Source organism: Arthrobacter sp. P2b, from assembly GCF_900168295.1.
Classification (GTDB): domain Bacteria; phylum Actinomycetota; class Actinomycetes; order Actinomycetales; family Micrococcaceae; genus Arthrobacter.
In genome coordinates, this window is the sequence record NZ_FVZL01000002.1 from 121,884 (window position 1) to 141,490 (window position 19,607).

General features: G+C 66.7%; 16 protein-coding genes. 10 read left to right on the top strand and 6 right to left on the bottom strand.

From position 1 onward, the window contains the following. Positions 1-9: 9 nt before the first annotated feature. Both B5520_RS05150 and B5520_RS05155 read right to left on the bottom strand, forming a co-directional pair. Positions 10-1,098 carry a class I SAM-dependent methyltransferase gene (locus B5520_RS05150; RefSeq protein ID WP_079596010.1) on the bottom strand — a complete coding sequence of 363 codons (1,089 nt, stop codon included), beginning with the start codon at positions 1,096-1,098 and terminating at the stop codon, positions 10-12. Between the two features lie 294 nt (positions 1,099-1,392). Further along, positions 1,393-3,006: a helix-turn-helix transcriptional regulator gene (locus B5520_RS05155; RefSeq protein WP_079596011.1), complete on the bottom strand. Its 1,614-nt coding sequence runs from the start codon at positions 3,004-3,006 to the stop codon at positions 1,393-1,395. 105 nt (positions 3,007-3,111) lie between these two features. Between B5520_RS05155 and B5520_RS05160 the strand changes: the two genes are divergently transcribed. From B5520_RS05160 to B5520_RS05180, 5 genes are all read left to right on the top strand, one after another. Continuing rightward, on the top strand, positions 3,112-3,798 hold the full coding sequence (locus B5520_RS05160; protein WP_079596012.1) for a hypothetical protein: 687 nt from the start codon (positions 3,112-3,114) through the stop codon (positions 3,796-3,798). Between the two features lie 18 nt (positions 3,799-3,816). Then, positions 3,817-4,323: an HAD domain-containing protein gene (locus B5520_RS05165; protein ID WP_079596013.1), complete on the top strand. Its 507-nt coding sequence runs from the start codon at positions 3,817-3,819 to the stop codon at positions 4,321-4,323. Between the two features lie 155 nt (positions 4,324-4,478). Then, positions 4,479-5,774, top strand: a complete 1,296-nt coding sequence (locus B5520_RS05170; RefSeq protein ID WP_079596014.1) for an inorganic phosphate transporter — start codon at positions 4,479-4,481, stop codon at positions 5,772-5,774. Continuing rightward, entirely contained in the window at positions 5,771-5,992 is a 222-nt protein-coding gene (locus B5520_RS05175; protein WP_079596015.1) for a hypothetical protein, read from the top strand. Before B5520_RS05170 ends, B5520_RS05175 begins: the two co-directional genes overlap by 4 nt. A gap of 47 nt (positions 5,993-6,039) precedes the next feature. Then, complete coding sequence (locus B5520_RS05180; RefSeq protein WP_079596016.1) at positions 6,040-6,600, top strand: dihydrofolate reductase family protein; 561 nt, start codon at positions 6,040-6,042, stop codon at positions 6,598-6,600. Between the two features lie 54 nt (positions 6,601-6,654). On the opposite strand, the gene B5520_RS05185 is transcribed toward B5520_RS05180, so the two are convergent. After that, positions 6,655-8,253 (bottom strand): HNH endonuclease signature motif containing protein, encoded by a 1,599-nt coding sequence (locus B5520_RS05185; RefSeq protein WP_079596017.1) that lies wholly within the window; start codon positions 8,251-8,253, stop codon positions 6,655-6,657. A 121-nt stretch (positions 8,254-8,374) separates the two neighbouring features. After that, positions 8,375-8,851: a hotdog fold thioesterase gene (locus B5520_RS05190; RefSeq protein ID WP_176156791.1), complete on the bottom strand. Its 477-nt coding sequence runs from the start codon at positions 8,849-8,851 to the stop codon at positions 8,375-8,377. Positions 8,852-9,071: 220 nt separating this feature from the next. On the opposite strand from B5520_RS05190, the gene polA reads away from it, so the two are divergent. The 3 genes from polA (at position 9,072) to rpsA (ending at position 14,769) form a co-directional block, all read left to right on the top strand. Then, positions 9,072-11,714, top strand: a complete 2,643-nt coding sequence (gene polA / locus B5520_RS05195) for a DNA polymerase I (protein ID WP_254865501.1) — start codon at positions 9,072-9,074, stop codon at positions 11,712-11,714. A 70-nt stretch (positions 11,715-11,784) separates the two neighbouring features. Continuing rightward, positions 11,785-13,083: a GNAT family N-acetyltransferase gene (locus tag B5520_RS05200; RefSeq protein WP_104443438.1), complete on the top strand. Its 1,299-nt coding sequence runs from the start codon at positions 11,785-11,787 to the stop codon at positions 13,081-13,083. 210 nt (positions 13,084-13,293) lie between these two features. Next, positions 13,294-14,769 (top strand): 30S ribosomal protein S1, encoded by a 1,476-nt coding sequence (gene rpsA / locus B5520_RS05205; RefSeq protein WP_079596020.1) that lies wholly within the window; start codon positions 13,294-13,296, stop codon positions 14,767-14,769. 111 nt (positions 14,770-14,880) lie between these two features. Here the strand turns inward: rpsA and B5520_RS05210 are convergent, their stop codons facing one another. After that, positions 14,881-15,384, bottom strand: coding sequence for a GNAT family N-acetyltransferase (locus B5520_RS05210; protein ID WP_079596021.1), 504 nt, complete (start codon positions 15,382-15,384; stop codon positions 14,881-14,883). Further along, positions 15,368-16,057, bottom strand: coding sequence for an IMPACT family protein (locus B5520_RS05215; protein WP_079596022.1), 690 nt, complete (start codon positions 16,055-16,057; stop codon positions 15,368-15,370). Before B5520_RS05215 ends, B5520_RS05210 begins: the two co-directional genes overlap by 17 nt. 75 nt (positions 16,058-16,132) lie before the next feature. Here B5520_RS05215 and coaE point away from each other — a divergent pair, with 75 nt between their 5' ends. Both coaE and uvrB read left to right on the top strand, forming a co-directional pair. Continuing rightward, a complete protein-coding gene (gene coaE / locus B5520_RS05220) occupies positions 16,133-17,347 on the top strand; it encodes a dephospho-CoA kinase (RefSeq protein ID WP_079596023.1) in 1,215 nt (404 codons plus the stop codon). Between the two features lie 80 nt (positions 17,348-17,427). After that, complete coding sequence (uvrB, locus tag B5520_RS05225; protein ID WP_079596024.1) at positions 17,428-19,527, top strand: excinuclease ABC subunit UvrB; 2,100 nt, start codon at positions 17,428-17,430, stop codon at positions 19,525-19,527. Positions 19,528-19,607 lie beyond the last annotated feature (80 nt).

Sequence of the window (19,607 nt, forward strand, 5' to 3'; positions counted from 1 at the left end):
ATGACGGGGCTAGCCCTGTTTTGACGCCACGAAGTAGGCGTTGAACGGGTCTTCGTCCAGGTCCACCGCCCGGACGTCCTGGAATCCGGCGTCCCTGACCAGCCGTTCGGCCTGCTGGACGCCCCACACGGTCCCCAGTCCGTCGCCGCCCTGGGACAGTGAAACGGACATGCAGTGGGTGGTGGAGATGGCGTAGAGGAAGGCAGCCCAGGGCAGGTCGACGTTGTCCTCGAGGTTGCTGGAGGCCTTCATGTCCACCATCAGGAAGGTCCCGCCCGGCTTCAGTGCCTCCCAGATGTTGCGGAGCACGGCTGCCGGGTGGGCCTGGTCGTGGACGGCGTCGAAAACCGTGACGAGGTCCAGATCTTCCCGGAGGTCCAGGGCGGCGGCGTCGCGCAGCTCGAACCGGACGTTGGGCAGGCCCAGCCGCTCCGCCTCGGCCCGCCCGGCGTCAAGGGCTTCCGCGAAAAAGTCGTAGCCCACGAAGCTGCTGGCGGGAAAGGCCTGCGCCATCAGGTTCACGGCGTGGCCCGCACCGCAGCCGATATCGGCCACCCGGATGCCGGAGCGCAGGTGGTCAATCCTGCCGGACAGCGGAAGGATGGTGTCCACCAGCGAGGCGTCATGGACCGACGCGCTGTCTGCCGCCTGGATCTGGACGAAGCCCGGGTAGTCGGAGTAGTCCAGGCCGCCGCCCGTACGGAATTTCTCCACCACCTTGCCGGCCACCTCGCCCATCAACGTCACGTACGTGAGCGTCCGCGCAAGGTTGGCCACTCCCGGTCCGCTGACGGATGGGGCGATGTCCCGCCGCAGGAAGTACGTCTTCGCACCGGGCTCGTAATCGATGAAGCGTGCAGTCACCATTCCGCCCAGCCACTCGCGGACGTAGCGCTCGTTCAGCCCCGCCGCGTCGGCGATCTGGACGCTGCTGGCGGGAGGCAGGCCAGCCAGCGTTTCGAACAGTCCCGTCTGGTGGCCGATGCTCGCGAGCACGGCCACGGAACCGTCATTAAGGATGCCCACGAGCCGTTCCGCGGCAGCCTCCGCTGCTGCTTCGGCTGATTCCGTGGCTGGCTCCGCCTGGTACGTGGTCATGATCCGCCCTTTCCTTGTGTGTCACCGGGCCCGTTGCCCGGACCTTTGGCTGTTCGGATACTCCGACGCTATGGCGGGGGAGCGGACGTCCGCGTCGGGTGGAATGTGCATCTTTCCGCGCAGGGATGGGGCAGATGTTGCAGCCTGGCAAAAGGAGGCCGCTGGAAGGCACTGCTTCGGGCCAGGCCCCGGGAAGGTACGACGGCGGGAGGCGGCCGCGTGCCAAGGTGCGGCATCCACACGGGCGCCGGACGCCGTCGCGCGTTCCAGCAAGGGGCACCGAAGCGTACGGCCCTACAGCAGGCGGTGTTCCCGGGCCCAGCCGGCTGCGCCCGTCCGCGATGTCACGCCGATCTTTTGGAAGATGTTGGCCAGATGGCGCCCCACCGTCTTTTCGCTGAGGACCAGGGCGCCTGCCACATCCCGGTTGCTGGCTCCGCGGCTGACAAGGGCGAGCACCTCCGCCTCCCGCGCGGTGAGCCCGCCCGGCAGCCCTGGCTCGAGCCGCCGGACGTCCGGCAGTGCGCCAAGCTGCCGGTAGATGGCCAGGGCAGTGGCCATGTCTGCCTCCGCGGCGGCCTGTTGGTGCATGGATGTCCTGCAGGCAGCGAGCAGTTCATGTACTTGGGCGATGCTGTAGCGGGCACGCTGGCTGCGGTAGATGCGGGCCGCGGATTCCAGTGCTGCCGCTGCTTCTGCCGGCATGCCGGAGGACAGCAGCAGGTGCGCCCGGGCATGGCTTGCCCAGGCGAGGAAGCCCGGCGATGCGAACCGCTCCGCGATCTGTTCCAGCTCGCCGCAATAGGCTGCAGCGAGGTCCGGCTGCCGGCAGGCGAGTGCGATTTCGGTCGCGGGAAGGAGGAGCCGGGCGCGGTCAAGGGGATTGCCTTCGCCGAGGGAACGGCTGAGCTGCTCCAGCGCCTGGCCGTGGTGGCCGGCGGCATGGAGCAGCAGCGCCTCACCCGGCTGCGGGTCCAGCCCCGTCCCGCGGACCCGGGAAAATGCCCGGGCAGCACCGGAGCTGTCACCGCGGAGGCGGAGGATGTCACCCAGTTCGTAGAAGCCGGTGCCGGCCATCCAGCCGTGGGCGGCGGCCAGTTCTTCGCTCAGTGGCCCGATTTCCCGGATGACGTCCTCCCACGACCCCTCGGTGCTGAGCAGCTGGAGTTCGTGGACGCGCGTCACCCGGGCGTAGACGAAGGTGCGGGACAGGCCGGACGTCCAATGCTCCAGCGCCTGCGTCCATGCGCGCATTCGGGCGTAGTCGCCCAGCGCATGGCAGAGGTGGGTCACCGTGCAGTAGATGTCGCCGCTCCACTCGGCCGGCACTTCGCCGGCAAGGACGGGAAGCATGGCTTCGTCGATGTCGCTGAAGCCCGCCGCCGTCTGTCCGCTGCGCACCAGGGCCAGGCCGGACAATATCCGGGCGAAGCAGAGCAGTGCCGGGTCCCGGTGGGTCCGCCACAGTTCCACCAGGGCGGCGGACGCGCCGGCCACGGGTGCCGCGTCGCCGTCGAAGTCCAGGGACATGGACGCTTCCACGTACAGGAGGTAGCCGTAGGCGGGAATGTTCTCGAGGCCGTCGAGGTTCCGCCGGGCCCGGTTCAGCCACCCGGAGGCGAGCGCCAGGTCCCCGCGGGTGCCCCAGCGCAGGGAGAGGTTGATGGCCGTCATGGCAGCACCGGGGCGGTCGCCGGCGTCGTTGAGCCGCCGGTAGAGTTCCTCAGCCCCGGCCAGCGCCCCGGGCACGTTGCCCAGCCACCAGGCCGAGCTTGCCAGGGCTTCCAGGTCCCGGGTGGAAAGCGGCGCCTGGCGGGCTGCTGCCGCAAGGTTGTTGGCGGCCGCGGGCCAGTCCCGCCGGGCGAATGCTTCGCGCCCGGACGTCAGCAGCTGGTCCAGTTCTGGCATGCCCGCCTCCCGGATGACGCCTTTAGCGTACTGCCGCGCGCCCGGACGGAACAGCAGGATGCCGAACTCCTTGAGGCCGCAGCCGGCGACTACGAGGATGGACGGGTGGAGTCACTTCTTGAGTTCCTCTCCGACAAATGGTGGCTGGTCTTTCCGCTCAGCGCGTTTGCCGGCCACTATGCCAACAGCTGGCGCAAAGCCAGTGAGCGCCGCCACCAACGGAAGGTGGAACTGTACACACTGAAGAACCAGGCCCGTGAGGCCGAGAAGGCCTCGGCGGCTGAAGTGGAAGCCCTGATAGCCGCCCATGACGCCACCAACCGCCGCTGGCTGGACTACGAACTCGACGTCGGAAAACTCATCGACTTTCCGCTCATGACGGACGTCAGGGAACCCCTCACGGTTGCCTTCCTCCGTGCAAAACGCGAGGCGGACGGCCAGCGGCCGGCCTCGGCCGCTGACATCACGTCTCCCGCACGGCTCGAGGCGTACCGCCAGGCCGTCAACAGCTTTGCCGTGGCGCTCGATGTTGCCGAACGGGAGGCCCGGCGGATCCGGGACAGCAAATTCTCCGGTCCCGAGCGTGAGCGGCTGGCCACCGCCCGGAAGCTGCTGATGATCGCGGAGAACCATGCTGCCACGCCGGCCGAACGCCAGGCAGCCTACAAGCGGGCCCGCCGGGAGCTGGACGGACTGATCGTCCTGCCGGACGTGACCATCGCCGCCTTGGAGGAACGGGTGGCGCCGGGACTGGATGCTGGACGGCAGCCGTCGGAGTCCGGGCCCGCCTGAGCGGCTGGAAGGGGCAGCGTGGCACGCACGCTCTACATCGACGTCGACGGCGTCATCTGTCCGTTTGGCCCGGAAGGAACTACACCGTGGGGTTCCGCCTGGCACCGTGCCGACGCCGGTCTCCTTCCCGTTGCCTATGCAACGGAACTCGTGGCGGGACTCAATGCCCTGGCGCGGACGGACGGCGTGCGGTGCGTCTGGCTCACCAGCTGGGAGGACCTCGCCCCGCAGTACCTGTGCCCCGCCATCGGCGTGGAAGGCGGGGGCTGGCCATACCTGACGGCGGCGGGCGAAGGCAGCGGGAACAGCTGGTGGAAGCTTCGCGCCATTCAGGAGGATGTGGAAACCACGGGTCCGGAGGCTGCCGTGTGGATCGATGACCAGCTGGCCTTCGAAGCGGAGGCGCAGTCCTGGGCCCGGCTCCTGGGACGGAGGATGCTGGCGGTCTCCCCGAATCCGCGGCGGGGAATAGCACCTGATGAACTTGCAGCTGTCCGCTCTTTCCTCAGCCGGCCGTTGTTTTGACCTGATGCCATGGACGCGTACGATCGATAGGGTTTCACGCCGGTTGTGTTAACGCCACAGGTCATTCCAAGCGAACAGCTGGTGAATTATGCTGTGCAGCACAGCAACCGGGGGACAGAAACTGCTGAACGTCGACTCTGCAGATTGGGCAACAGGTGGATATCACCTTTATGGTGGCGCTGGTCATCGCACTGGCACTATTTTTCGACTTCACGAACGGTTTCCACGACACCGCGAATGCCATGGCCACGCCCATCGCAACAGGTGCCATCAAACCGAAGACCGCGGTGACCCTCGCTGCCATCCTCAACCTGGTGGGCGCGTTCCTGTCCACCGAGGTGGCCAAGACGGTTTCCGGCGGCATCATCCGTGAAGGTTCGGACGGCGTCCAAATTACGCCGGACATCATTTTCGCCGGCCTCATGGGCGCCATCCTGTGGAACATGATCACCTGGCTCAAGGGCCTGCCGTCGAGTTCCTCCCACGCCCTGTTCGGCGGCCTGATCGGTGCTGCCATCGCGGGTATCGGCTTCAACTCGATCAACCTCGAAGGCCTCATGCAGAAGGTCATCCTCCCGGCGATCTTCGCCCCGCTCATTGCGGGCATTGTCGCGTACGTCTGTACCCGCCTTGCCTACGCCCTGACCTCGCGGCATGATCCGGAAACCGGCAGCAAGCTCACCCAGAAGCGCGGTGGATTCCGCACCGGCCAGATCTTCACGTCAAGCCTTGTGGCGCTGGCCCACGGCACCAACGACGCACAAAAGACCATGGGCATCATCACGCTGGTCCTGATTGCCGCAGGTACCCAGGATCCCGGTTCCGGTCCGCAGTTCTGGGTCATTGCTGCCTGCGCCTTCGCCATCGCCATCGGCACGTATGCCGGCGGCTGGCGCATCATCCGCACCATGGGCGCCGGGCTTACCGAGGTCAAGCCGGCCCAGGGCTTCGCCGCCGAAACCAGCACCGCCTCCGCGATCCTGGCTTCCTCCCACCTGGGCTTCGCCCTGTCCACTACGCAGGTGGCCTCCGGTTCGGTGATCGGTTCGGGAATGGGCCGCAAGGGAACCAGCGTCCGCTGGAGCATGGTGGGCAAAATCGCCCTCGGCTGGCTCTTCACGCTTCCCGCGGCAGGCATCGTGGGCGCACTGACCGCCCTGCTGGTCAAGACGGGTGTGGTAGGTGTGCTGATCGCCGCGGTGGCCGGCACCGCAGCCGTACTCTTTATGTTCTTCTACTCACGTAAGTCCGCCGTGGGCCACCACAACGCCATCGAGGTCGAGGAAGCCGGGCAGGCTGTCCGGTTCGCCAAGAAGAAGGCCATGGCACGTGCCCGCGCGAATGCCAAGGCCAAGGCAAAGACAAAGACCGATACCCCGGTCATTGCCGAGGCTGACACTGATGCCAACGCCGAGGCCGGCGCCAACACCTCCAAGGAGACTCAGCGATGAAGTGGTTGGAACTCCTGACCGTTGCCGGTGCCACCCTGATTGCGGCGGTCACCGTAGTGGTCCTGTACTCGCTGGGTGTCCGGCTGACGGCCATCGCCGCCGATGCCCAGCAGACGTCCCCCGGGATCAAGAAGTCCTTTGCCTACGTGTGCTTCGGGCTGTGCAGCCTCGCGGTCCTTTTCGGGCTCTACCTGATCATCCCGTACTTCTCGGGCTAGCCCGGAGCCCTCTGGGCACTGCCGCGACGGTTGGCTAGGCTGGCTCCATGTCACGGATCCAATACTTCGTAGCTGCTTCCCTGGACGGCTTCATCGCCACACCCACGGACGACCTCGGCTGGCTCCTGCAGTTTGACGGCTTCGACGGCGGCAACGAAAGTTATGAGTCGTTCATGGCCGGCGTGGGCTGCATTGTGATGGGAGGTGGGACGTACGCCTGGCTGATGGAACACGAGCCGGACAAGTGGGCCTACGCAGGCACGCCCAGCTACGTGTTCACCCGGCATGAGTACACAGCCCCTGCCGGCGCTGACATCACTTTTGTCCGGGGCGACGTCACTGAATTCGTTGAGGACTTCCGGCATGACGCGGGCGATAACAACATCTGGCTGGTGGGCGGCGGCAACCTCGCCGCCCAGTTCGCCGACGCGGGCCTGCTGGACGAGATCATCCTTTCGGTCATCCCCGTGATCCTGGGCGAGGGCAAGCGGCTGCTGCCATTGTCAGGCCCGACGCCGCCCCTTGAGCTGACTGCCTCACGCGCCCTGGGCAGGGGCATCGTGGAGTCGCGGTACCTGCTGAAGGGGACCGCGGACAACAGCGCCTGACGTAACGTGCGGTGGTTGAGCCTGTCGAAACCCGAACCCGATGCGCCTGGCCGTTCACGTGCGGGCGTGGAGGAACCTCGCCAGACCGTCTTCACCCGGGGACAGCCCGCTGGGGACGAAGTCCACATGGCCGCGGACAGCATCAGACAGTGTCGGGTAGAGGCGCCCGTTGCCTTGTGGTTCAGCTTCCACCTCCGGTCTCCGTTGTTCAGGCCAGTGTGGTGGTTCCCAGTCCTGCTCTTCGCTTTTGTATCTTCGGCCGGACGGTGAGATCCAGCCGGGTGGATCATTCTTCGTGGCCGGGGTTGGTTTCCAGGCGCTGGTGTGTCGGAGCTTGTGGTGTTTCGGGCAGGGCTGTCCCAGGTTGCTGATGCCGGTGGTGCCGCCGTGATGCCAGGCGAGGATGTGGTCGGCTTCGTTGTCGAGGGAGTGGTTGCTGCAGCCCGGGAAGGGGCACTTGCCGTCCCGCATCCGCAGCCAGTTCCGCATCGCGGTGCCCACCCGGTAGCTCGTGCGGCCGATCTCCAACGGCGCCCCGTCACGGGGATCCACCAGCACCCGATAAAACGACCCGGCCCCGTTGGCGACGAGGTCCCGGGCCATCGACGCCGGAATTGGGCCGTGCCCGTCCAGCATCGCCGGCTCGTCGGTCAGTCCTATCAGCGAGAACACGGGCACCGTGACCAGCACTTGCGGCCTGATCCACGACGACGGCCCGGAAACCCCTTCTTCCCCGCGGGCTGCGTCTGCCCCATCAGCACCGTCGCGGCCGTAGCGGACGGCGCTGTTCCCGTCGAGGAGTGCTGCGGTGAATTCGTCGGCGCGCCGCTGGGAAAGGGTGCGCCGCTCGTTCGGGCCCTCCAGCCGGCGCGCCGCGGCGGTGCAGTGGTTCCAGATCGCAGTGGCGGTTACCGCGGGCAGGTAGGCGGAGATCCAGGCCATCGCGTCGTTGTCCGGGCAGTGCTCGACGCGCCGGTCCGCGACGGACCTGGCGTGGCGCTTCTCCAGGCTTTCCGGGTGGTGCCGTTCCCGCCACATCCGGGCTTTGGCTCTGAACCGGTACGCGGGCATCTCCCCGACCGGACAGCCCCTGGCCGGGTTGGGTGCGCCCGGGTCAAGGAAGTGCGCCTCCAGCGCGCTGGCCGCCGCGGGGTCAAGGGTCACCGTTTGTTCCACCATTGTCCGGGCGTGGGCCCAGGAGACCATCCCTGACTGCAGGGCCGCCAGCGTACGGGGCAGGGAGGTGGTCAGGGCATGGGACTCAGCCAGCAGGGCACCAGCGGCCCGGTCCCCAATAGCCAGCGCACACCCGACCTCAGCGACCAAGCTCCTGTCCTGCGCCATAGCCGCGTATGCTGAGGCGGCCGGAGCGTCCAAGGCCTTCAGGGCCGCGGTCAACACCGCCACGGCCTGCACCTTCAACGCGGCCAGCTTCGCTTCGCACCGGGCTACCCCGGCAAGGACATCCAAGGCTCCGTCAGCAGCCCGCCGCAACGGGTCATCATCAACTCCAGCCGGAGCCTCAGCCCTGCCGGGGGCGAGGGAGACAGCACCGGAAACGGCGAAACCGCTGCCAGCCAGCACAGCAGTAAACGCAGCAACAGAGGCGTCAACCGCTTCCTCTGCCTGCACCACCACCGGGTTCGTTTGCATACCGAAAGCATCCCAGGAGGGTACGACAATCAGTCCGTTCCGGGCCGGTCAACGCTACGAGCTATGGGGCGCCGTGTCCCGTGCCGGGTCCGCTGCGAAAACGACGTGGGGGAGAGTCCCGCTATCCCTGGGGCGGCTCGGCGTTGTCCCGGATCATGTTGGTGATCCTTGCCGTGGAAAGCCGCCTGCCGTGCTCATCCGTCATCACGATCTCGTGCGTGGCCAGTGTCCGGCCCAGGTGGATGGCCGTGCACGTCCCCGTGACAAGCCCTTTGGAGATGGACCGGTGATGGGTGGCGCTGACCTCGATGCCTACCGCGTGGCGGCCCTGCCCGGCGTGCATGCCCGCCGAAAACGAGCCCAGCGTTTCGGCGAGCACAACATGCGCGCCGCCGTGCAGGATTCCTGCCACCTGCGTGTTTCCCTCTACAGGCATGGTGGCGACGGTCCGTTCCGGGCTCATCTCGAGGAAATGGATCCCCATTTTCACCACCAGGGCCCCGATCCCAAACCGGCCCAGCCAGCCGTGCAGGTGATCCGGGACGCCCGCGGCCGTCAGCTCGTCAGCGAATGGTCCGGGCGTGAAATTGTCCATCATGCCAACTAGGCTGGCACCTGTGAGTGAAACAACCAAACCGGCCCCTTTTCCGTCCCAAGTTCTTCCGCAGGACCCCGCCCTGGAAGGCGGAAGCGCCCAGGGCGGCACCGCCGTCAAGGAGAAAGTTCCTGCCACCGCCGGTGAATCCGTTTCAGCTACCGCAGCCCCCGTGGTGCCCATGACGGGCCAGCCGCGGCTTCTGGTGCTGGACGGCCACTCCATGGCTTTCCGTGCATTCTTTGCCCTGCCAGCGGACAAGTTCTCCACGATGAACGGGCAGCACACGAACGCCATCCACGGCTTCACGTCCATGCTGATCAACCTGATCAAGGAACAGCAGCCCACCCACATCGCTGTGGCCTTCGACGTTTCGGACGAAACCACGCACCGCAAGTCCCAGTACAGCGAGTACAAGGGCGGCCGGAATGAGACGCCCCGGGAGATGAGCGGCCAGATCGACCTCATCGCGCAGGTCATGGAGGCCTGGGGCATCAAGACCATCAAGCTGCCGGGCTACGAGGCGGATGACATCCTTGCCACCCTTGCCGCAATGGGTGAGAAGGCAGGATTTGAGGTGCTGCTGGTTTCGGGTGACCGGGACGCGTTCCAGCTCATCACGGACAACGTCTTCGTGCTCTATCCCAAGAAGGGCGTGAGCGACATCCCGCGGATGGACGCCGCTGCCATCGAAGCCAAGTACTTCGTCAGCCCGTCCCGGTACTCCGACCTTGCCGCGCTGGTGGGGGAGACCGCGGACAACCTTCCCGGTGTGCCCGGCGTCGGCCCGAAGACCGCGGCCAAGTGGATCAACCTTTACGGCGGGCTCGAAGGTGTCCTTGAGCACCTGGACTCCATCGGCGGGAAGGTGGGCGACGCCCTGCGGGAGAACGTCGAAAACGTGAAGCGGAACCGGATGCTCAATCAGCTCCACACGGACCTGGAGCTTCCCGTCACGCTTGATGACCTGTACCAGCCGCGCCCGGACCAGGCAGCGCTGGAGGATCTGTTCGACCAGCTCGAGTTCAAGACCATCCGCAGCCGGCTCTTCGCCCTCTACAGTGACCAGGAAACACCGGCCGCTGAGCGGGAGAGCATCGACGCCCCCGAATACACCACACCTGCCAGCGCCGCCGAACTGGAGGCATTCCTGGCCGCGGGGGCCGGGCAGCGCTCGGCCCTGGCGGTGGACCTCATTCCCGGACGGATCGGCGAGGACGCCGCAGCGCTGGCCATCGTCCGGGACGATGCCGCTGTTTACGTCGACCTGTCCGGCCAGGATGCAGAGACCGAGAACGTGCTGGCCGGCTGGCTGCGGGACCCGGAAGCGCCCAAGGTGATGCACGGCTTCAAGGCCGCCCTGAAGGCACTGACGGCACGCGGGCTGGAGCTGGAGGGCGTGGTGGATGACACCTCGATTTCCGGGTACCTCATCCAGCCTGACCGCCGCTCCTACGAACTCGACGAGCTCGCCCAGCACCACCTGAATGTCGGAATTCCTGCCGCCACGGCCAAGGCCGGACAGCTGGAACTGTCGTTCGACGGGGACGATACCGCCGCCGCGGACGCACTGGTCCAGGCAGCCGCCGTCGTGCAGTCCCTCAGCCGATACTTCGAGACCGAGCTCAATGAGCGCAAGGCGGAGGAGCTGCTGTCCACCCTCGAACTGCCGGTCAGCCGGGTGCTGGCCGACATGGAACTTGCCGGCATCGCCATCGACATGGACCGCATGGATGAGCAGCTCGCCGATCTTGCCAGGGTCATCGACCACGCGCAGGAGCAGGCGTTCGCGGCCATCGGCCACGAAGTGAACCTGGGATCGCCCAAACAGCTGCAGACCGTCCTGTTCGACGAGCTCCAGCTGCCCAAGACCAAGAAGATCAAATCCGGCTACACCACAGACGCCGCCTCGCTGAAGAACCTCCTGGAGAAAACCGGGCACGAATTCCTGGTCCAGCTCATGGCGCACCGTGAGGCATCCAAGCTGCGGCAGATGCTCGAGTCGCTGAAGAAGTCCGTGGCGGAAGACGGCCGCATCCACACCACCTACGCCCAGAACGTAGCGGCCACCGGCCGGATCTCCTCGAACAACCCCAACCTGCAGAACATCCCCATCCGCAGTGAGGAAGGCCGCCGGGTCCGCGGAATCTTCGTGGTGAGCGAGGGCTACGAATGCCTGCTGTCCGCCGACTACTCGCAGATCGAAATGCGGATCATGGCGCACCTGTCCGGCGACGAGGGCCTGATCCAGGCATACCGCGACGGCGAGGACCTGCACCGGTTCGTGGGCTCCAACATCTTCCACGTGCCCACCAGCGAAGTCACCAGCGCCATGCGCTCAAAGGTTAAGGCCATGTCCTACGGGCTCGCGTACGGGCTGACCTCCTTCGGCCTGTCCAAGCAGCTGGAGATCTCGGTCGACGAGGCCCGCACCCTCATGAAGGACTACTTCGACCGGTTCGGCGCGGTCCGCGACTACCTCCGCGGCGTTGTTGACCAAGCCCGCGTGGATGGCTACACCGCCACGATCGAAGGGCGCCGCCGGTACCTGCCGGACCTCACCAGCACCGACCGGCAACTGCGGGAAAACGCTGAACGCATCGCCCTCAACAGCCCCATCCAGGGCTCCGCCGCGGACATCATCAAGCGCGCCATGCTGGGAGTCCACGCCGGACTGCAGGCCCAGGGCCTGAAGTCCCGGATGCTGCTGCAGGTCCACGACGAACTGGTCCTCGAAGTGGCCACGGGGGAGCGCGCGGCCGTGGAGAAGCTCGTCACCGAGCAGATGGGCGCCGCAGCGGACCTCAGCGTGCCCCTGGAGGTCCAGATCGGCGTCGGACCCAGCTGGTACGACGCCGGCCACTAACTCGTGCGCTCCGCGTGACCGGCGTGTTTATGCTGGCCAGGCGCCGGAATCATTGACTAGGCTCGGACAAATGGCTGATCTGAGCGGAAACTATGAAATCCGGCGCTTCGGCGCGGTATCCAAGGGACAGACCGGCTACACCGAAGCGGACACCTGGAGCCGGGCCGTGTCCTTCGGGTTCCACGAGGCCACCCGGACGCCCGAGCATGTGGAAAAGGCGCTGGCCACCTACGAGGCTGACGGACGTGTCCTCACCGGGGCGTACCAGACCGGAACTGTAGCGCCGTCGTCGATGCCCGCGGAAGTGCCCGTGGCCACCTTCGCGACGTTCCGCAAGACCCTCAACATCGGGTTCGGCCGGACCCTGGACACCCAGCTGGTCACCTCGGTGACGGTGCGGACCTCGCACCGCCGCCGTGGCCTGCTCCGCCGCATGATGGGCGAGGACCTGCGGCTTGCCCGGGAGGACGGCATCGCCATGGCAGCGCTCACCGCCTCCGAAGGGACCATCTACGGGCGCTTCGGCTACGGAGTGGCCAGCTTCGAAAGGGCCGTTAAGGTGGACACCACCTCCCGGTTCAGCCTCCAGCACCAAGCCACGGGCAGCGTGGAGGTTGCAGACCCCAAAGCCCTGCTGGACCTGGCTCCCGCGGTCTTTGAGCGCGTGCACAGGCTGACTCCGGGATCCATCGGCCGGCAGGAGTGGTACCGCCAACTTGCCTCCGGGTCAATGGGCCACGAAGGCAAGGAGGATCCCGCCGTCAAGGTGGCCCTCCACTACGGCCCTGGCGGTGACGTTGACGGCTACGTCTCGTACAAGTTCCTGGGCTGGGACACCAAGCCGTACACCGTGGAGGTGGTGGACCTGCTGGCAGCCACCAATGACGCCTACCTCGAGCTGTGGCAATACTTGGCGGCCATCGACCTCGTGGAGTGCGTCTCCTGGGGTGTAGCCCCGCTGGACGACCCCCTGGCCTGGGCCCTCACCGATCCGCGCTGCGTCGAATCCTCGGACAGCAGGGACATGCTCTGGCTCCGGATCCTCGACGCTCCCAAAGCCCTGGCAGCCCGGCACTACCCGGCTGACGGGAAGCTCGTCCTGGACCTCCGTGACCCGCTGGGCCTCACGGCGGGAACCTACGCGCTGGCAGTGGAGGGCGGCCAGGCCGCCGTCGAACGCCTGTCCGACGGCGCCGCCGGAGACCTGGCGCTCGACGTTTCCGCGCTGTCCTCGATCTACCTGGGCGGCGTCTGCCCCGTCACGCTGGCGGCAGCAGGAAAGATCCGCGAAAACACCGCCGGAGCGGCGCTCAAAGCCCGGCAGATGTTCGCCGTGGAGCGGGCCACGCACTGCATGACGCACTTCTGACAGGGATGTGTCAACGGGGCCGCTTTGACCCTTGTTGCAGCCTGCGACTAGAATAAACGGGCGTGTACCACGTGCACGTTTTCTACAATCCACAAAATCAGGATGACCCGGAGGATCCGTCGGATTCACCGCGAATCGCGCCTGCGTTCCATACCGCGGGCGCGCCGGTTTGCCTGACCGACTAACTATCCACAACGGAGCCCCTACTACATGACCATCACCTCCACCGAGAAGCCCGGTACCCCCGTAGTCGCGATCAACGACATCGGTACCGCTGAGGACTTCCTCGCAGCTGTCGACGCCACCATCAAGTACTTCAACGACGGAGACCTCGTCGAAGGTACCGTCGTCAAGGTCGACCGCGATGAAGTCCTGCTCGACATCGGTTACAAGACCGAAGGTGTCATCCCCTCCCGCGAGCTGTCCATCAAGCACGACGTTGATCCCGGAGACGTCGTCTCCGTTGGCGATCAGGTCGAAGCCCTGGTGCTCACCAAGGAAGACAAAGAAGGCCGTCTGATCCTCTCCAAGAAGCGTGCTCAGTACGAGCGTGCCTGGGGCGACATCGAGAAGGTCAAGGAAGAAGACGGTGTTGTCACCGGTACCGTCATCGAGGTTGTCAAGGGTGGTCTTATCCTCGACATCGGCCTGCGCGGCTTCCTGCCCGCATCCCTCGTCGAGATGCGCCGTGTGCGCGACCTTGCTCCGTACATCGGTCAGCAGATCGAAGCCAAGATCATCGAGCTGGACAAGAACCGCAACAACGTTGTGCTGTCCCGCCGTGCATGGCTCGAGCAGACCCAGTCCGAGGTCCGCTCCACGTTCCTCAACAAGCTGGAAAAGGGCCAGGTCCGTCCCGGCGTCGTTTCCTCCATCGTCAACTTCGGTGCCTTCGTGGACCTGGGCGGCGTAGACGGCCTGGTTCACGTTTCCGAGCTGTCCTGGAAGCACATCGACCACCCGTCCGAGGTTGTCGAAGTTGGCCAGGAAGTCACCGTCGAGGTTCTCGAGGTGGACCTGGACCGCGAGCGCGTCTCCCTGTCGCTCAAGGCTACGCAGGAAGATCCGTGGCAGACCTTCGCCCGCACCCACGCCCTCGGCCAGGTTGTTCCGGGTAAGGTCACCAAGCTCGTTCCGTTCGGTGCGTTCGTCCGCGTCGAAGACGGCATCGAAGGCCTCGTGCACATCTCCGAGCTGGCTGTCCGCCACGTGGAGCTGGCCGAGCAGGTTGTCTCCGTCGGCGACGAACTGTTCGTCAAGGTCATCGACATCGACCTCGAGCGCCGCCGCATCTCGCTGTCCCTCAAGCAGGCCAACGAGGGCGTCGACGCCGACAGCACCGAATTCGATCCCGCTCTGTACGGCATGGCCGCAGAGTACGACGAAGAGGGCAACTACAAGTACCCCGAGGGCTTCGATCCCGAGTCCAACGAGTGGCTTGAAGGCTACGAGAACCAGCGCGCCGCCTGGGAGCAGCAGTACGCTGACGCCCAGACCCGTTGGGAAGCCCACAAGAAGCAGGTTGCCCAGCACGCTGCCGACGACGCTGCTGCTGCAACGTCCGGTGACGGCGACTCCGGCGCCACCAGCTACTCCTCCGAGCCTGCTGCCGCCGACACCGGCGCCGGCACCCTGGCTTCGGACGAGGCTCTTGCCGCCCTGCGCGAGAAGCTGACCGGCAACTAATTGCCACCGGCGCCGGGGTCTCCCGGCGTCAACGCAACAGGCCCCCTGCGGAAGCAGGGGGCCTGTTGCGCTTAAGCCGGCCGGTCGGCGTGCTCCGGCGGCAGGCGCTTCTTAAAGTTCGACAACGGCGCCCACCGTCCCATCGTCGTCGTGCGTCAGGTCGCAGCCAAGCCCGGCCAGGAGGCGCTGCGCGCCCATGTTGCCGGACAGGGTGCGCGCAACCACCCGCGCCAGGCCGGCGCGGCGGGCCTCCTCCAGGACCAGCCGCAGCGCAGCACTTCCGATCCCCTGGGACCGGAAACTCCTGCCGAGCCAGATGCCCGTTTCGGCTGCAGTGCCGCAGCCGCCGTCGTCGAGCCGGCGGAGCCGTACAGACCCGGCGAGGGTGCCGCCGGACACAACGCCCCACGTTTTCTCACCCGCCTCCCCGTCCAGGCCGTCCGCGGCGGCGCGGTGGTAGCTGCGGAACCAGGCGGTGCGTTCCGGGTTCCATCCCGGCCCGCCCAGCGGCGGTGCAACCTCATCCGGGGACGCGTCGCGTTTCGCCAGGGCCAGGAGGGCTTCCATGACGGCGTCGTCCACATCCACCAGGGAAACGTCAGGGGAGCAGGACATCAACCCACTCCGTCCCTTCGGGGGTGAGCATGGCAGTGCCGGCAGTCAGGGACCGCAGGCGTTCGGCGGCGGCCTCGATGGAGGCCGGCTCGTCCGGCAGCGCGACGCGCAGAACGGTGTCCCGGCCGCCGTAGCTCGTCTCGCCCATGACGAAGCCCGCCGCGCGCAGATCGTTTTCCAGCCGGCCCGCCGAACCGGGCGGCACTGCCGTGGAACAGATGCGCAGCCGGCTGCGGCGCACCATGGAAACCGCGGCAAGGGCCGATGAGACGGATTCGGAGTAGGCGCGGACCAGGCCGCCCGTCCCGAGCAGCACCCCGCCGAAGTAGCGGACGACGACGGCACTGACGTCGCTGAGGTCGGCCACCCCGGGCATCGTCTCCCTTTTGGCGAGGGCTTCGAGCATGGGGATCCCCGCCGTGCCGGACGGCTCGCCGTCGTCACTGGAACGCTGCACATCCCGGTCCGGTCCGATGATGAAGGCGGAGCAGTGGTGCCGGGCGTCGTGGAATTCGCGGCGGAGGGACGCCACAAGGTCCCGCGCGTCGTCCTCCGTCCCGGCGCGCCGCAGGACGGTGATGAACCGGGAACGCTTGATCTCGAGTTCGTGGCGGACATCGGGCCCGGCAGCAAGGGTGGTGTAGGCGGTGGTCCTGCTGTCTTGCTCCTGCATCCGCCCAAGTCTAGCGAGGTGCGACGCCCACGCCACCTGGGATAGGGCGGTGGTGGCGAGGGATAGGGTGGGAGGGTGCTGAAGATCGGGTTGACGGGCGGAATCGCGTCCGGAAAGTCAGTGGTAGCCACGCGGCTCAAGGAGCGTGGCGCGGTGCTGGTGGACGCTGACGCCTTGGCCCGGGAGGTGGTGGAGCCCGGTACGGAGGGGCTGCGGCGCATCGTGGCGGAGTTCGGTGCGGAGATGCTCGACGAGGGCGGACGGCTGGACCGTGCCCGCCTGGGCGAGGTGGTGTTCGGAAATGCCGAACGGCTCGCCGTCCTCAACGGGATCGTCCACCCGCTGGTCCGCTCGCGTGCCGCAGCCATCGTGGATGACGCCGCCAGCGATGCCGTGGTGGTCCAGGACATCCCGCTGCTCGTGGAAACGGGCCAGGGGAGCGCCTTCCACCTCGTGCTGGTGGTGGATGCACCCGACGATGTCCGCGTGCAGCGGATGCTGGAACACCGCGGCATGACGGCAGAAGCTGCCCGTTCGCGGATGGCAGCCCAGGCATCGCGGGAAGAGCGGCTGGCTGCGGCGGACGTGGTCCTCGACAACTCCGGCACGTTGGAACAGCTGACCAAGCAGGTGGACGGGCTGTGGGACGGGCGGCTGGCGCCGTTCGCCCACAACCTCGCCGCAGGGACCCGCGCGGCGAGGACCGTCGGGCCTGTCCTGGTCCCGTACCGGGAGGAATGGGCACAGCAGGCGGCGAGGATCATGGCGCGGCTCATGACCGTGGCCCCCGGGCGCTTCCTGGAGGTGGATCACATTGGGTCCACCTCCGTCCCCGGGCTCGCCGCGAAGGACGTCATCGACCTGCAGATTGCGGTATCCAGCCTGGACGACGCCGACAGTGCTGCGCCGCTGCTGGCGGAAGCCGGCTTCCCCCTGGTTCCCGGCGCCGGATCCGATACACCTAAACCGGCGGAGCCGGACCCCCGGCTGTGGCAGAAACGCTTCCACGCCAACGCCGACCCCGGCCGTCCGGTCAACCTTCACGTCCGCGTTGCCGGCTCGCCCGGATGGCGTTTCGCCCTGATGTTCCGGGACTGGCTGCGGGACGACCCCGCTGCCCTCCGGCTCTACGCGGCGCACAAGGAAGATCTCGCCGGGCGCTTTGCCGGTTCGGGGAGCACCAGGGCGTATGCGGAGGCCAAGGAACCGTGGTTTACGGATGTTGCGTGGCCGGGAATGTGCGCCTGGGCCGAACGCACGCGGTGGGAGCCGCCGTCGTCCGCGTCCTGAAACCGCCCAGCGGACCAGCGCCTGTTCGCCCGTAACGGACTCGCCCCGCCAGTGTCGGTGCCCGGTTGTAGATTAGATCCATGAGCCTTGCGCAGGAGATCAACCGTGTTGTAGCGCCCTTCGAGGTCATCAGCGAATTCAAGCCCGCGGGAGACCAGCCGGCCGCCATCGCCGAGCTGACGGAGCGCATCAAGAACGGTGAGAAGGACGTGGTGCTCCTCGGTGCCACGGGTACCGGTAAGAGTGCCACCACCGCGTGGCTCATCGAGCAGGTCCAGCGCCCCACCTTGGTGATGGTGCAGAACAAGACCCTCGCGGCGCAGCTGGCCAACGAGTTCCGGGAGCTCCTGCCCAACAACGCGGTGGAGTACTTCGTGTCCTACTACGACTACTACCAGCCCGAAGCCTACGTGCCGCAGACGGACACCTTCATCGAGAAGGACTCCTCCATCAACGAGGAAGTGGAACGGCTGCGCCACTCCGCCACCAACGCGTTGCTGACCCGCCGCGACGTTGTGGTGGTGGCTACGGTGTCCTGCATCTACGGCCTGGGTACCCCGGAAGAATACATCGCCGGCATGGTCACCCTCCGCAAGGGCCAGGAGATGAACCGGGACGTGCTGCTGCGGAAATTCGTCTCCATGCAGTACGCCCGCAATGACATGGACTTCCACCGGGGCACCTTCCGTGTGCGCGGCGATACAGTCGAAATCATCCCCATGTACGAGGAACTGGCGCTCCGCATCGAGTTCTTCGGCGACGAGGTGGAAAACATCTACACCCTGCACCCCGTCACCGGCGAGGTCCTCCGCGAGGAGACGGAGATGTACGTCTTCCCCGCATCCCACTACGTTGCCGGGCCGGAGCGCATGACCCGCGCCATCAAATCCATCGAGGATGAACTCGCCGCGCGGCTTGCCGCCCTGGAGGGGCAGAACAAGCTGGTGGAGGCGCAGCGGCTGCGGATGCGCACCACCTACGACCTCGAAATGATGCAGCAGATGGGCTTCTGCAACGGCATCGAAAACTACTCCCGCCACATCGACGGCCGGGCCGGCGGCACCGCCCCGCACTGCCTCATCGACTACTTCCCTGACGACTTCCTGCTGGTGGTGGACGAATCCCACGTGACCATTCCGCAGATCGGCGCCATGTACGAAGGCGACATGTCCCGGAAGCGGACCCTGGTGGACCACGGCTTCCGGCTCCCGTCCGCCATGGACAACCGGCCGCTCAAATGGGACGAGTTCCTGGAACGGATCGGCCAGACCGTCTACCTTTCCGCAACGCCCGGCAAATACGAGCTCGGCAAGGCGGACGGCTTCGTCCAGCAGATCATCCGCCCCACCGGACTGGTGGACCCGGAAGTCATCGTCAAACCCACCAAGGGCCAGATCGACGACCTCCTGGGCGAGATCCGGACCCGGGTGGAGAAGGACGAGCGTGTCCTGGTCACCACGCTGACCAAGCGCATGGCCGAGGACCTCACGGACTACCTGCTGGGCCACGGCATCAAGGTGGAGTACCTGCACTCGGACGTGGACACGCTGCGGCGCGTCGAACTGCTGCGGGAACTGCGGCTGGGCAGTTTCGACGTGCTGGTGGGCATCAACCTCCTCCGGGAAGGCCTCGACCTTCCCGAGGTGTCCCTGGTGAGCATCCTGGATGCGGACAAGGAAGGCTTCCTGCGTTCTTCCACGTCCCTGATCCAGACCATCGGCCGCGCCGCCCGCAACGTCTCCGGCCAGGTGCACATGTACGCGGACCGCATCACGGATTCCATGGCCCACGCCATTGACGAGACCAACCGGCGCCGCGCCATCCAGGTGGCCTACAACAAAGAGCACGGCGTGGACCCGCAGCCGCTGCGGAAGAAAATCGCCGACATCACCGACCAGCTGGCACGGGAAGACGCCGACACCCAGGAGCTGCTCAACAACAACCGCCTGGCCAAGGGAGCCAAGCGGACCAAGTCCGGGGCCAAGGGCGCAGCCCAGGTCCGCGCCGACGGCCTCGCGGCCGCTCCCGCCGAGGACCTGGTGGGCCTCATCGAACAGCTCACCGAGCAGATGCACGGCGCAGCCGCCGAGCTGCAGTTCGAAGTGGCCGCCCGGATCAGGGACGAGGTCAGCGAACTCAAAAAGGAACTGCGCCAGATGCAGGCGGCAGGCCACGCCTGAGCACCTCCTGGGTACCACGGGCAACTCCCTGGCACGCCCCGGCAGACATCCGGCGGGGCCCGGGAGCGGCCGGGCAGTGG

Excerpts from the sequence above, each read along its gene's own strand:
- B5520_RS05150 (WP_079596010.1), bottom strand. The coding sequence starts at position 1,098 with ATGACCACGTACCAGGCGGAGCCAGCCACGGAATCAGCCGAAGCAGCA.
- B5520_RS05155 (WP_079596011.1), bottom strand. The coding sequence starts at position 3,006 with ATGCCAGAACTGGACCAGCTGCTGACGTCCGGGCGCGAAGCATTCGCC.
- B5520_RS05175 (WP_079596015.1), top strand. The coding sequence starts at position 5,771 with ATGAAGTGGTTGGAACTCCTGACCGTTGCCGGTGCCACCCTGATTGCG.
- B5520_RS05180 (WP_079596016.1), top strand. The coding sequence starts at position 6,040 with ATGTCACGGATCCAATACTTCGTAGCTGCTTCCCTGGACGGCTTCATC.
- B5520_RS05185 (WP_079596017.1), bottom strand. The coding sequence starts at position 8,253 with ATGCAAACGAACCCGGTGGTGGTGCAGGCAGAGGAAGCGGTTGACGCC.
- B5520_RS05190 (WP_176156791.1), bottom strand. The coding sequence starts at position 8,851 with ATGATGGACAATTTCACGCCCGGACCATTCGCTGACGAGCTGACGGCC.
- polA (WP_254865501.1), top strand. The coding sequence starts at position 9,072 with ATGGCTTTCCGTGCATTCTTTGCCCTGCCAGCGGACAAGTTCTCCACG.
- B5520_RS05200 (WP_104443438.1), top strand. The coding sequence starts at position 11,785 with ATGGCTGATCTGAGCGGAAACTATGAAATCCGGCGCTTCGGCGCGGTA.
- rpsA (WP_079596020.1), top strand. The coding sequence starts at position 13,294 with ATGACCATCACCTCCACCGAGAAGCCCGGTACCCCCGTAGTCGCGATC.
- B5520_RS05210 (WP_079596021.1), bottom strand. The coding sequence starts at position 15,384 with ATGTCCTGCTCCCCTGACGTTTCCCTGGTGGATGTGGACGACGCCGTC.
- B5520_RS05215 (WP_079596022.1), bottom strand. The coding sequence starts at position 16,057 with ATGCAGGAGCAAGACAGCAGGACCACCGCCTACACCACCCTTGCTGCC.
- uvrB (WP_079596024.1), top strand. The coding sequence starts at position 17,428 with ATGAGCCTTGCGCAGGAGATCAACCGTGTTGTAGCGCCCTTCGAGGTC.